The 11,936-nt window shown below is 72.3% G+C and carries 12 protein-coding genes; 3 read left to right on the plus strand and 9 right to left on the minus strand.

Translation table 11 applies throughout. From position 1 onward, the window contains the following. The coding region (locus ACOJTC_RS00955) for an NAD(P)-dependent oxidoreductase (protein WP_420115370.1) at positions 1-763 on the minus strand (763 nt) is incomplete at its 3' end. A 60-nt stretch (positions 764-823) separates the two neighbouring features. Between ACOJTC_RS00955 and ACOJTC_RS00960 the strand changes: the two genes are divergently transcribed. Continuing rightward, positions 824-1,189, plus strand: coding sequence for a MerR family transcriptional regulator (locus tag ACOJTC_RS00960; protein WP_088647520.1), 366 nt, complete (start codon positions 824-826; stop codon positions 1,187-1,189). Between the two features lie 37 nt (positions 1,190-1,226). Here the strand turns inward: ACOJTC_RS00960 and ACOJTC_RS00965 are convergent, their stop codons facing one another. After that, positions 1,227-1,589, minus strand: a complete 363-nt coding sequence (locus ACOJTC_RS00965) for a PH domain-containing protein (protein ID WP_088647519.1) — start codon at positions 1,587-1,589, stop codon at positions 1,227-1,229. Positions 1,590-1,700: 111 nt separating this feature from the next. Here ACOJTC_RS00965 and ACOJTC_RS00970 point away from each other — a divergent pair, with 111 nt between their 5' ends. Next, positions 1,701-2,963 carry a septum formation family protein gene (locus ACOJTC_RS00970; RefSeq protein ID WP_420115371.1) on the plus strand — a complete coding sequence of 421 codons (1,263 nt, stop codon included), beginning with the start codon at positions 1,701-1,703 and terminating at the stop codon, positions 2,961-2,963. A 159-nt stretch (positions 2,964-3,122) separates the two neighbouring features. Here ACOJTC_RS00970 and ACOJTC_RS00975 read toward each other — a convergent pair whose 3' ends face one another. Then, positions 3,123-3,431: a 4a-hydroxytetrahydrobiopterin dehydratase gene (locus ACOJTC_RS00975; RefSeq protein ID WP_088647517.1), complete on the minus strand. Its 309-nt coding sequence runs from the start codon at positions 3,429-3,431 to the stop codon at positions 3,123-3,125. A gap of 182 nt (positions 3,432-3,613) precedes the next feature. Between ACOJTC_RS00975 and ACOJTC_RS00980 the strand changes: the two genes are divergently transcribed. Continuing rightward, a complete protein-coding gene (locus tag ACOJTC_RS00980; RefSeq protein WP_420115372.1) occupies positions 3,614-4,054 on the plus strand; it encodes a (deoxy)nucleoside triphosphate pyrophosphohydrolase in 441 nt (146 codons plus the stop codon). 200 nt (positions 4,055-4,254) lie between these two features. Here ACOJTC_RS00980 and ACOJTC_RS00985 read toward each other — a convergent pair whose 3' ends face one another. The 6 genes from ACOJTC_RS00985 to ACOJTC_RS01010 all read right to left on the minus strand — a co-directional run bounded on the left by ACOJTC_RS00985 (position 4,255) and on the right by ACOJTC_RS01010 (position 11,817). Continuing rightward, positions 4,255-5,322 carry a succinate dehydrogenase/fumarate reductase iron-sulfur subunit gene (locus tag ACOJTC_RS00985; protein WP_204924976.1) on the minus strand — a complete coding sequence of 356 codons (1,068 nt, stop codon included), beginning with the start codon at positions 5,320-5,322 and terminating at the stop codon, positions 4,255-4,257. Next, positions 5,322-7,235, minus strand: coding sequence for a fumarate reductase/succinate dehydrogenase flavoprotein subunit (locus ACOJTC_RS00990; RefSeq protein ID WP_204924977.1), 1,914 nt, complete (start codon positions 7,233-7,235; stop codon positions 5,322-5,324). Before ACOJTC_RS00990 ends, ACOJTC_RS00985 begins: the two co-directional genes overlap by 1 nt. Before the next feature lie 13 nt (positions 7,236-7,248). Next, positions 7,249-8,055 carry a hypothetical protein gene (locus ACOJTC_RS00995; RefSeq protein ID WP_088644275.1) on the minus strand — a complete coding sequence of 269 codons (807 nt, stop codon included), beginning with the start codon at positions 8,053-8,055 and terminating at the stop codon, positions 7,249-7,251. Between the two features lie 284 nt (positions 8,056-8,339). After that, positions 8,340-9,803 carry a TldD/PmbA family protein gene (locus tag ACOJTC_RS01000; protein ID WP_420115373.1) on the minus strand — a complete coding sequence of 488 codons (1,464 nt, stop codon included), beginning with the start codon at positions 9,801-9,803 and terminating at the stop codon, positions 8,340-8,342. Continuing rightward, positions 9,800-11,236, minus strand: coding sequence for a TldD/PmbA family protein (locus tag ACOJTC_RS01005; RefSeq protein ID WP_420115374.1), 1,437 nt, complete (start codon positions 11,234-11,236; stop codon positions 9,800-9,802). Before ACOJTC_RS01005 ends, ACOJTC_RS01000 begins: the two co-directional genes overlap by 4 nt. Positions 11,237-11,268: 32 nt before the next feature. Beyond that, the gene (locus ACOJTC_RS01010) at positions 11,269-11,817 is read right to left on the minus strand and encodes a Uma2 family endonuclease (protein WP_420115375.1); all 549 of its coding nucleotides are present in this window, start codon (positions 11,815-11,817) and stop codon (positions 11,269-11,271) included. Positions 11,818-11,936 lie beyond the last annotated feature (119 nt).

Genomic DNA, 11,936 nt, shown 5'->3' on the forward strand with positions numbered 1-11,936 from the left:
CGGTGGTCGCGATGACGTGGCCGAGGCCCGCGCCGGCCGAGGCGACGGTGGACCGGTCGCCGGGGAACCGGTCCTCGGTGAGCTGGTCGGCGAAGCGGGCCGTCATCTCGGCCAGCATCGGGGCGATCCCGGCCGCGTACCTGGCGAACGACCGGGGGGCGATGCCCTCGGCCGAGGCCAGCGCGAAGGCGTGGGTCAGGCCGCTGACCGCCGTGCCGAACAGGTCGAGCAGCGCCAGGTCGTACGCCGCCGCCGCGCCCGGGTCCGGGCCGAGGTATGCGGGGGTGCCGCCGAAGGCCGCCAGGACGGGCCGGACGGCGTCGAAGCCGGACCGGCTGCCGCACCACAGGGCCGTGGCGGCGGGTGTGCCGATGGTCGGCGTCGGGGACAGGATGGCGCCCTTCACCAGGTCGACCCGGTGCCCGGTGGCCCAGTCCGCCAGCGCCCGCGCCTCGTCCGGCCGGCCGGTGGTGACGTCGACGACGGTCCGCCCGGCCCAGTCGTCGTGGGCGGCCAGCACGGGGCCGACCGCCGCCGGGTCCCGTAGGCAGGTGATCACGACGGGGACGTCCCGGACCGCCCCGGTGACGGTCGGCGCGGCCGTCGCGCCGAGCGCGACGAGGGGGCCGGCCCGGTCCGGCGTACGGTTCCAGACGGTCGTCGGCGTCCCGGCGGAGATCAGGGTGGCGGCGAGCGCCCGGCCCATCGGACCCAGGCCGAGCACCGCCACCGGCGTACGGTGCGTGAGTTGTCGATCGCTCATGCCGGGGACGGTAGACCTTCTCGTTGACGTGAAGGTCAAGTCCGCGGTCTGCTGTGCGGCATGCGGATCGGTGAACTGGCCCGGCGGGCCGGGGTGAGCACCCGGGCCCTGCGCTACTACGAGGAGCAGGGTCTGCTGCGGCCGCAACGGCGGCCGAGCGGCTACCGCGACTACGGCGAGCAGGCGTTGACCACGGTGCGGCACATCCGGCTGCTGCTCTCGGCCGGGCTCGGTACGGCCGTGATCGCCGAGATCCTGCCCTGCGTGCCGGACGACACCACGGTGCTCGCCCCCACCTGCCCCGAACTGCTCGACGGCCTGGCCGGGGAACGGGCCCGGATCACCGCGTCCATCCAGCGGCTCACCGCGGCCCGGGACATCCTCGACGCCCTGATCGCCACGGGTGGTCCCGCCCGGCGGCCGTGAGCCGGCCGCCGGGACACGTCGGCGGGCGGGCCGGTGGTCAGGAGATGTAGTGCAGGATCACGTTGTGCACGTGGTGGCTCTTCTGCGCGCCCCGGAACTCCACCTCGTAGGTGTGGGTGCCGACGTGCACGGCGATCGCGCCGGTGGAGAAGAACTCCCCGCCCCACGACTTGTTGCTCACCACGCTCACGCTGGTGATCTTCGAGTACGGGATGCTGGTGATCGCGAACTTCTTGCCCACGAACGAGCGGTCCTGGATGATCACCCGCCGGTCGGTCAGGCCGATGAACCCGGTGCCGGTGCCGATGGCGTCGTAGACGGCGATGATCTGTTCCCCGTCGAGTAGTCCACTGCGGATCTGCTGGAACTGCTCCTTGCGGTCGTACGTCACATTTGCCATGGGTTCCACGGTAGGAAGTGGGCGCCAGTGTCGGCCGGTGCCCGTCCGTCAGCCCGGTCGACTAGTCTCCCCATGCCTGGCCGGACGCGGGCGACGGGGGAGGGAAGCGGTGTGACCAGCGAACGTTCCGAGACGCAGCCCGCCGACGAGTCGCGGCCGGAGCCGCCGGACACCTCGGTCGGCGCCGACGACGCGGCCCCGGCCGACGCGGCGACCCCGTCCCCCACCGGTGCTGACGTGACTCCGCCCGCTGCGGCTGTCCCCGCCGCCCAACCTCCAACCCCTGTCGGCGGCGAGGCCCCGGGCGGCGACCCTGCCCCGGCCGGCACCGGGGACGCGGAGGTGGGCCGGGCGTCGGGTGCCGTGCCCGACTGGGAGCCGTGGCCGCAGCGTCCCGCCGCCCGGGGCCGGCTGAACCGGCTGGCCGTGGTCACGCTGGTGCTGGGCCTGCTCGGCGGGGTGCTGGCGCCGGTCACCGCCGGCTTCGCGCTGCGCCGGATCAGGCGGGACAGCGAGCGGGGCCGGGGCCTGGTGATCGCCGGGCTGGTGCTGCTCGGGGGCTGGGTGCTGGCCGGCCTGGTGGCCCTGGGCGTCACGATGACCGGGTCCGACCCGGACCCCGGGCTACGCGGGCTGCGGGTGGGGGACTGTTTCCGGGTGCCGTCCGGCGCCACCGCCAGCCGGACCGCGCCCGAGGAGGTCACCCGGGTCGCCTGCGACACCCCGCACCACGCCGAGTACGTCGACGACTTCCCCGCCTACGAGCGTTCCGCCGACGAGCGGTACCCCGGCGCGGCGGTGCTCTCCCAGCGGGCCGAGACGCTCTGCCGGCAGCGGCAGCGCAGTTACGTGGTGGACCCGCTGGGCCTGCCGGCCGAGGTGCGGCTGAGCTGGTACCTGCCGACCCGGGTCGACTGGTCCACCGACCCCACCATCACCTGCTACCTGACCGCCCCGGGCGGGTTGTCCCGGTCGCTGCGGATGGACACCACGGTGCTCGACCCGGCGCAGCTCGGCTACCTGCTGGCCAGCCGGGACTGGACCGAGGTGCGGGCCGCCCTGGTGGCCAGCGCGCCGACCAGCACCCCGGCCGGGCTGCGGGACGCGGTGCGGCGGGCCGAGACCATCCACACCGACATGTGGTTCCGGCTGCGCCGGGAGACCTGGCCGGAGGCGGTCCGCCCGGCGATGGAGCGGCTGCTCACCGAGATGGAGCAGGACGAGCCGACCTGGCGGGACGCCGACGGCGAACCCGACCGGGGCCGGCTGCTCCAGGTGGTCGCGCAGGCCGGGCAGCATCCGGACCCGGCCACCGAACTGGCCGTACGCCAGGCGCTGGGGTTGCCGACGGCGCAGGGTGAGCCGATGCGCTGAGCCGACCGAGGGTGGTGTTCCGGCCACTCGGCGCGGACGGGTCGGACGTTCCGCCGACCGGCCCGTGCCCCGAACGGCTCTAGGCTGGCGGCGGGGACACGGCTGACGACGGGGGTCGACGATGGCGCAAGCGGGCGGGCCTGCGTCGCCGCCGGGCGTTCAGTCCGCCATCACCGCGCGGTACGCGTCCTCGATCCGGGCGGCGAGCAGCACCTCACCCTCGGTGAGCGGTTCCCCGTCACCGTGCCCGACCCGGATGCGGGTCTCGGTGTCCCGCCGGCTGATGTCCGGTCGCAGCCGCAGCGCGTCCGCGACGACCTTGACCCGCTCGGTCAGCGCCGCGTGCTGGGTGTCATCCATGACCAGGGTGCGGCGGATCTGCTCTCCGTCGCGGGTCCACCCGTGCAGGAGCGTGAGGGCGTCACTGAGATAGTCGTGCTTGCTTCGACTGGTGAACAGCGCGCGCATCACCGCACCTCCCAGGCGCCGTTGCCGGCTTGTGGCCAAATCGTCGCCGTCCCGTGTCCTCGTGGTGTTAACAGTCTGTCGGCCTCATGGCGGTGTGTCCACGCCCACACTTCCGTCTCTTATTGGCCTACCGGTCGGCGACGGTACCCAAACCGACGATTGATCTGGCACGCTGGACGCCCGTGCAGACCGAACGGCGTAGCGGAAACGGACCGACCGACCGGCGTGAGCCGAGGGTGGTCGTAGGAGCGGCGATCATCTCCGCCGGGCGGGTGCTCGCCTGCGCGCGTACCGCGCCCCCCGAGGTCGCCGGCATGTTCGAGTTTCCCGGCGGCACGGTCGAGCCGGGCGAGAGCGAGACGGCGGCGCTGGTCCGCGAGTGTGCCGAGGAGCTGGCCGTCCGGGTGGAGGTCGGCGACCGGGTCGGCCGGGACGTCCGGATGGCCCACGGCCGGTCGGTGCTGAAGGTGTACGCGGCACGTCTGCTGCACGGCGACCAGCCCCGCGCGCTGGAACACTCCGCGATGCGCTGGCTCGCCGCCGACGAACTGCACAGTGTCACCTGGCTCCCCGCCGACGTGCCCATCGTCGCCGCCCTCCGCCCGCTGCTGGCCGCCGGCTGACGGCGGCGGGTGCCCGGCCGACACGGCGACGTGGGCCGACGGCGTGTGCCGTCGACCCCCGTCGACCTCGTCGTGCCCGCTCCGGCGGATGTCACGCCGTAGCGATGCCGGCCGTCCCGGCCCGGTGCCGTTCATCCGGTCCGGTGCCCGTCAGGCCGGTTCGGTGCCTGTCGTGCCGGTTCAGCGCCCGTCGGGCTGGTTCAGTGCTTCTCGTCCTGGCTCGGGTGGGCGAAGTTGAGGTGCTCCGGCGGCAGCGGGAAGGTGACGTCGTCACCGAACGGCGACGGGGCCGCCGCCCGGTCGAAGGTCAACTCCGTCAGCGGGAGCTTGCCCCGGTCGTCGACCGCCGGCATGGTCGGGTGCGGGACCTCGCGGTGCCAGTTCACGCCCTGCTGGGCCTGGGCCTCCGCGGCCGGGTCGCCGGAGCCTCCGGCGTGCGAGTGGACTCCAGCCTGACGGGCGCCGCTGTGCACCACGGACCCCTTTCCCCCGCTGTTCGCGGTGCTCGGGGGCGTCTCGCCCCGACGGAAGATCTTGCTACCGAGCCATACCAGGGGATCGTACCTGCGGTCGACGACCCGTTCCTTCATGGGGATGATCCCGTTGTCGGTGATCTTGATGTGCTCGGGGCAGACCTCGGTGCAGCACTTGGTGATGTTGCAGAAGCCGAGCCCCTGCTCCTGCTGCGCGTACTGCTTGCGGTCGGTCTTCGCGTCCAGCGGGTGCATGTCCAGCTCGGCGGCCCGGATGAAGAACCGGGGGCCGGAGAAGGCCGGCTTGTTCTCCTCGTGGTCGCGGATCACGTGGCACACGTTCTGGCACAGGAAGCACTCGATGCACTTGCGGAACTCCTGCGAGCGTTCCACGTCGACCTGCTGCATCCGGTACTCGCCCGGCGCCAGGTCGGCCGGCGGGGCGAAGGCCGGCGTCTCCCGGGCCTTCTCGTAGTTGAACGAGACGTCCGTGACCAGGTCCCGGATCACCGGGAAGGTGCGCAGCGGGGTGACCGTGACGGTCTCGGACTCCTCGAACGTCGACATCCGGGTCATGCAGCTCAGCCGGGGCTTGCCGTTGATCTCCATCGAGCAGGAGCCGCACTTGCCGGCCTTGCAGTTCCACCGGCAGGCCAGATCCGGCGCGTCGGTGGCCTGGAGCCGGTGGATGACGTCGAGGACGACCTCGCCCTCGTTCACCTCGACCGAGTAGTCCTGGAGGTCACCGCCGGTCTCGTCGCCCCGCCAGATGCGGAAATCCCTCTTGCTTCCCATCAGTTCGCCTCCTCACCGACGGCGTCGAAGTCGGCCAGCTCCTCGTCGGTCAGGTACTTGGCCAGCTCGGTACGGTCGAAGAGGCCGATCAGCTCGGCCCGCATCTTCGGCAGCGGCTTGTGCTCCAGCCGGACGGTGTCGCCGTCCAGGGCGCAGACCAGGTTGACCCGACGCCAGCTCGGATCCATGGTCGGGAAGTCCTCCCGGGTGTGCCCGCCGCGCGACTCCTGCCGCTCCAGCGCCGCCTTCGCGGTGCACTCCGAGACGACGAGCATGTTGCGCAGGTCCAGCGCCAGGTGCCAGCCCGGGTTGTAGCGCCGGCCGCCGACCGCGCTCACCTTCGCCACCCGCTCGCGCAGCTCGGCCAGCCGGCGCAGGGCGTCGACCAGCTCACCCTCCCGGCGGATGATCCCGACCAGATCCCCCATCACCGCCTGGAGGTCCTGCTGGAGGGTGTAGGGGCTCTCCCCGGTGTCCCGCTGCAACGGCGCCAGCGCCGCCTCCACGGCGGTCTCCACCGCGCTCACCGGCACCTTCGGGCGCGAGGTCAACTGATCGGTGTACGACGCCGCGTGCCCGCCCGCCCGCTTGCCGAAGACCAGCAGGTCGGACAGGGAGTTGCCGCCCAACCGGTTGGAGCCGTGCATGCCACCGGAGACCTCACCGGCGGCGAACAGTCCCTGCACGGTGCCGTACGCGGCCCCGGAGTCCGGGTCCACCTCCACGCCGCCCATCACGTAGTGGCAGGTCGGCCCGACCTCCATCGGCTCGGCGGTGATGTCGACGTCGGCCAGCTCCTTGAACTGGTGGTACATCGACGGCAGCCGGCGACGGATCTCGTCGGCCGAACGCCGGGAGGCGATGTCCAGGTAGACGCCGCCGGCCGGCGTACCCCGACCGGCCTTGACCTCGCTGTTGATCGCGCGGGCGACCTCGTCGCGGGGCAGCAGCTCCGGCGGACGCCGGTTGTTGTCCGGGTCGGTGTACCAGCGGTCCGCCTCCTCCTCGGTCTCCGCGTACTGCTTGCGGAAGACGTCGGGGACGTAGTCGAACATGAACCGCTTGCCGTCGGAGTTCTTCAGCACGCCGCCGTCACCCCGGACCGACTCGGTGACCAGGATGCCCTTCACCGAGGGCGGCCAGACCATGCCGGTCGGGTGGAACTGGAGGAACTCCATGTTGATCAGCGTGGCCCCGGCGCGCAGCGCCAGCGCGTGCCCGTCCCCGGTGTACTCCCAGGAGTTCGAGGTGACCTTGTAGGACCGGCCGACCCCGCCGGTCGCCAGCACCACCGCCGGCGCCTCGAAGAGGATGAACTCGCCGGACTCCCGGTAGTAGCCGAACGCCCCGGCCACCCGGTCGCCGTCGAGCAGCAGCTCGGTGATGGTCGTCTCGGAGAACACCTTGATCCGGGCCTCGTAGTCGCCGAGGTCGCGCTTGTCCTCCTGCTGGAGGGAGACGATCTTCTGCTGGAGGGTGCGGATCAGCTCCAGGCCGGTCCGGTCGCCGACGTGCGCCAGCCGCGGGTACTCGTGCCCGCCGAAGTTGCGCTGGGAGATCTTGCCGTCCTTCGTCCGGTCGAAGAGCGCCCCGTACGTCTCCAGCTCCCAGATCCGCTGCGGCGACTCCTTCGCGTGCAGCTCGGCCATCCGGAAGTTGTTGAGGAACTTGCCGCCGCGCATGGTGTCGCGGAAGTGCACCTGCCAGTTGTCCCGGCTGTTCACGTTCCCCATCGCGGCCGCCGCGCCGCCCTCGGCCATCACGGTGTGCGCCTTGCCGAAGAGCGACTTGGAGATGATCGCGGTCTTCTTGCCGGCGAGCCGGGCCTCGATCGCCGCGCGCAGGCCGGCGCCGCCGGCCCCGATCACGACGACGTCGTAGTGGTGTCGTTCGATGCGAGTGGTAGTGGTCATGTCGCCGCGCCCTCTAGTTGATGAACCGCAGGTCGCTGAACCAGCCGGCGGCGATGGCCATCACGTAGAAGTCGGTGAAGGCCAGCGTGCCGAGGGTGATCCAGGCGAGCTGCATGTGCCGGGTGTTCAGCTTGGACACGAACGTCCAGGCCCGGTACCGCACCGGGTGCGCGGAGAAGTGCTTGAGCCGCCCGCCGATGATGTGCCGGCACGAGTGGCAGGAGATGGTGTACGCCCACAGCATCACCACGTTGCCCAGCAGGATGATGTTGCCCAGCCCGAAGCCGAAGCCCTCCGGCGAGTGGAAGGCGAGGACCGCGTCCCAGGTGTTGATCAGCGAGATGATCGCGGCGGCGTAGAAGAAGTAGCGGTGCAGGTTCTGCCCGAGCAGCGGGAACCGGGTCTCCCCGGAGTAGGACTTGTGCCCGTCCGGCACCGCGCAGGCCGGTGGCGACAGCCAGAACGACCGGTAGTACGCCTTGCGGTAGTAGTAGCAGGTCAACCGGAACAGCAGCAGGAACGGCAGGGTCAGCGCCGCGTCCGGGATGATCCACCAGCCGGGCAGGAAACTGCCGAAGTGCGAGGAGCCCTCGACGCACCGGTCGGTCACACAGGGGGAGTAGAACGGCGTCAGGTAGTGGTACTGGTCCACCCAGTACCACTTGTGCATGAACACCCGGACGGTCGCGTACGCCACCCAGGCACTGAGCCCGACGACGGTGATCAGGGGGGCGAACCACCAGCGGTCGGTCCGCAACGTCTTCGCCGCGATGGCGGCGCGCGCCCGCGCCCCCCGCGGCTTCGTTGCCGTTGATGTCATTCGAGTCGTCTTCCTGACGGGACGGGCCCTCGCGGGCGGCGGTTCACGTTCCGTGCCGGTCAGTGGACCGGCCGGACCGTGTCCACTGCCGCGTGGTGCGCAAGCAGGCAGCCGCGCCGGGACATCGGCGCAGCTAAGTGACACACGTTACGCCGATCATCACGATCGGGCCGCGCAACGCAGTGTCCCGTGTGTCCCGCACCTTGGAAAGACCCGAGCCATGATCAATGTGCCGTGGACGTCAGGCGGCTGCGGGGCCGGCCGCGCGGGCGCTGCGGCACCGGTCAGCCCGACGCACCGCCGGTGAAGTTCCACGAGGCCAGCCGCAGTGGCGGCCCCTCCCACCAGCCGCCGTCGAACCGGTCCGGCTGCCGGACCGGCCGCCGGCCGAGGCCGAGCACCGCCCCCGGCCCCAACGCCCGGGGGTACGCCTCGGTGAACCGGAAGTTCCGCACCGCCCGCACCGGCACGCCGTCCTCGACCAGCCACACCCCGTTGCGGGTCAACCCGGTGATCACCAGACTCTTCGGATCGAGCACCCGGGTGTACCAGAAGTCGCTGACCAGCAGCCCCCGGGTCATCGGTGCGACCAGCGCGGCGGTGTCCGCGTCCGCCACCGCCCCCGCGACCGAGCCGCCGCCTCCCTGCCGGCTCACCGCACCGCCCTGCGGGCCCGCCGCGCCACCGCCCGCACCCCCGTCGGCCGCCGTCGGGGGTGCACCGGGCATCCGGAGATTGCGGGGGATCGGGCCGAAGGTGGCGCCGCCCGGCGCCCCGTGGCCGGTCGACGACGTGCCCGCCCCGGCGGCGCTGCGCCGGTCGTGGGCCACCGCGCGGGTGGTGCCCGCCTCGACCAGGGTCAGCGCCGTACGCGGGGTGCCCTCCAGGTCGAACGGCATCGCCCCGCCGTACGTCGGATCGTCGAGGAGGGTCACCGCAGGATCGAACTGGGCGGTGCCGGGGCGGGCGAACGACTGACCCTCGACGTGCCGCTTGCCGTTGAAGCCGTACCAGGCGAGATTCTGCAACAGGTCGGCCACCGCGGCCGGTTCGAGGACCACCTCGTACCGGCCCGGGGGCAGCTCGACCGGGTCGGCGGCGGCCCGTGCCTTCGCCGCCGCCCGGACCCCCAGGACCGTGCCGTCCACCTCGTCGAGGCGACCGGCGCAGAGCCGGGCCACCCCGTCCGCGCCGCCCGTGCGGGCGATGCCGTCCATCGCCGCCTCGGTGGTGCGCCCCTGCGCCGCCTGGCCGGCCGAGTTGGCGAACGCCGCCGACCGGTAGGAGGTGCGGCAGTACCCGGCCGCCTCCAGCCCGTCCACCGCGTCGACGAAGGCCCGGACGCGGTCGGCGCGGGCCGCCGGCTCGGCGTAGGCGGTCGCCTCGTCGAGCAGGCCGTTGGAGCGCACCGCCGACGGTGGGGTCAGCCCCGGCCAGGCCGAATCGGGCGGGCAGAGCCGGGCCGCGGCGAGGGTCCGTCCGACCAGGGCCCGCAGCCCGTCCGGGCCGACCAGGCTGCCGCCCCCGGCGGCCGTCCGACCGTCGACGTGCACCCGCAGCCGGACCGTCACCTGCGACTCGGCGACGTTCTGGTGGATGAACGAGTTGGCGAACCGGGTCAACGCCAGATCGTGCCGGACGACGGTGACCTCGGCCTCGGCGGCCGGGCCGGCCATCTCGTGGACCAGCTCCACCACCCGGGCGGCGACGTCCAGCTCGGTCGCCCCGGGGTCCCGCAGGCCGGTCATGCCCGCACCCCCACCCGGACGCCCCGGAACCGGGCCGGCGCCGCCGGATGCCCGGTGTGCCCGATCTGGCCGGGCTGGCCCTTGCCGCAGTTCGGGGTGCCCCACGGGACGATCTCGGAGGAGAGCATGTCCATCGACCGCCAGAACAGCGGACCGATGCCGGTGTAGGTGGGGTTGCGCAGCATCCGGCCGCGCCGGCCGTTGCGCACCTCCCAGGCGATCTCGCAGCCGAACTGGAAGTTCAGCCGTCGGTCGTCGATCGACCAGGACCGGTTGACGTCCATCAGCACCCCGTCGTCGGTGGCCGCGATGATCTCGTCGAGGGTGTGCGGACCGGGTTCCAGGCCCACGTTGGTCATCCGCACCATCGGCAGCCGGGCCCAGCCGTCGGCGCGTACGCTGCCGCCGTAACTGAGGCCGGCGACGGCGGCCGAGTCCCGGCCGGCGAGCACCCCGACCCAGCGGCCCTCGCGTACCGCGTCGCGTCGGACCGCCGGGGAGCCCTCGTCGTCGAAGCCGAAGCTGCCCAGCGCGCCGGGGATCGTCGGGTCGATGGTGATGTTCATCAGCTCGGAGCCGTAGCGCAGCGACCCGAGCTGGGCCAGGTCGAGCCAGGAGGTGCCGGCGAAGGCGGCCTCCCAGCCGAGGATGCGGTCCAGCTCGATGGCGTGCCCGACCGACTCGTGGATCTGCAACGCGAGCTGCTCGTCGCCCAGGATCAGGTCGGTCTCGCCGGCCGGGCACTGCGGGGCGGTGAGCAGCGCCCGGGACTCGTCGGCGATCCGGGCGGCGTGCGCGGTCAGGTCGAGCGACTCGACCAGCTCCCACCCGGTGGTGCCGTACTGGCCCCGGTAGCTCGGCCAGGAGCGGCGCTGGGTCTCGTGCTCGCCGATCGAGGTGGCCGAGATGCCGCCGCCGCACTCGCGGATGTGCTGGTCGATGCGGTGTCCCTCGCTGGAGACGAACCACTTGCGGGTGTCCCAGATCTGGTAGAGCCCCTCGGCCAGGTCGGCTCCCTGACCACGCGCCGCCTCGGTGGCCCGGACCAGCAGGTCGCCCTTGTCGGACAGCGGCACGCCGAGCGGGTCGACCGCGCAGTCGGAGGACCAGCTCGCCACCACCGGCTCGGCCGGGGTCAGCGTGATCGGTGGGCCGGCGACCCGGGCGCTCGCGGCGGCCACCTCCGCGGCCCGCCGGCCGGCCGCGCGGGCCGCCGCGTCGGACAGCTCGGGTACGGCGTGGAAGCCCCACCCCGACCCGACCAGCGCGCGTACGCCCAGACCGAGGCTCTCGTCCTGGGTCAGCTCCTCGATCGCGCCGTTGCGCGCGGACATCGACTCGTAGCGCCGGTGCATCACCCGGGCGTCGGCATACCGGGCACCCGCGTCGAGAGCGGCCTGTACGGCTGCGGCTGCCGCGTCGAACTCGGTCATGGACCGACCCTAGGCCAGTCCACCGACATCCGTCAGGGCAGCAGATCCTCGGGTCGCAGGCGCACCTGGACCGGCTCGGTGAGTTCCAGCGACTCCCCGACCTTGGCGACCGTCTGCTCCAGGTAGTGCCGGCCGTGTCGCCGGTAGAGGTGCAGGTTGCCGTTCTGCTGCTCGATCAGCAGGTACCACTCGATCCCGGCGCTGGCGTAATAGTGCATCTTGAGGACCTTGTCGGTCGCCGCGTTGCCGGGCGAGATGATCTCGCACACCAGGTGGACGTCGTGCGCCTCGATGTAGACCTCGTCGAAGTCGATCTCGCCGGTGACGACGAGATCGGGAATGGTGATCCGACCCGGCTTGAGGCGGACGTTGACCGCCTCCAGGACCCGCAGGTGCGCACTGCGGGCCGGCTGCCGTAGTGCGGCCCGGAGTTCTCCCGAGATGTTCTGGTGGCGGGGGGTCGGGGCTGGGGTCACGTGGAGGCTCCCGTCGAAGAGTTCGACGCGTTGGGACGTCTTGCCGAGGGAGAGGTACTCCTCTTCGGTCCACGGTCCGTCGTGGCCGAACACCGCTGCGGTCATGGTCGTTCACCTCCACCTCGTGTCGTCCGGCATCCTCCGTCGGGCACCAGGGCCATGGTCGCACCCCTGGTGCGACCGGACGGCGACGACACCGTGCGGCGACTACGCTGTGGTCCGGT

This window comes from Micromonospora sp. (assembly GCF_048594385.1).
Taxonomy (GTDB): Bacteria; Actinomycetota; Actinomycetes; order Mycobacteriales; family Micromonosporaceae; genus Micromonospora; species Micromonospora wenchangensis.

What these genes read in the sequence shown, in the direction of transcription:
- ACOJTC_RS00975 (WP_088647517.1), bottom strand. Translation starts at nt 3,431, where the DNA reads ATGCGCGCGCTGTTCACCAGTCGAAGCAAGCACGACTATCTCAGTGAC.
- ACOJTC_RS00985 (WP_204924976.1), bottom strand. Translation starts at nt 5,322, where the DNA reads ATGGGAAGCAAGAGGGATTTCCGCATCTGGCGGGGCGACGAGACCGGC.
- ACOJTC_RS01000 (WP_420115373.1), bottom strand. Translation starts at nt 9,803, where the DNA reads ATGACCGGCCTGCGGGACCCCGGGGCGACCGAGCTGGACGTCGCCGCC.
- ACOJTC_RS00965 (WP_088647519.1), bottom strand. Translation starts at nt 1,589, where the DNA reads ATGGCAAATGTGACGTACGACCGCAAGGAGCAGTTCCAGCAGATCCGC.
- ACOJTC_RS01010 (WP_420115375.1), bottom strand. Translation starts at nt 11,817, where the DNA reads ATGACCGCAGCGGTGTTCGGCCACGACGGACCGTGGACCGAAGAGGAG.
- ACOJTC_RS00960 (WP_088647520.1), top strand. Translation starts at nt 824, where the DNA reads ATGCGGATCGGTGAACTGGCCCGGCGGGCCGGGGTGAGCACCCGGGCC.
- ACOJTC_RS00990 (WP_204924977.1), bottom strand. Translation starts at nt 7,235, where the DNA reads ATGACCACTACCACTCGCATCGAACGACACCACTACGACGTCGTCGTG.
- ACOJTC_RS01005 (WP_420115374.1), bottom strand. Translation starts at nt 11,236, where the DNA reads ATGACCGAGTTCGACGCGGCAGCCGCAGCCGTACAGGCCGCTCTCGAC.
- ACOJTC_RS00995 (WP_088644275.1), bottom strand. Translation starts at nt 8,055, where the DNA reads ATGACATCAACGGCAACGAAGCCGCGGGGGGCGCGGGCGCGCGCCGCC.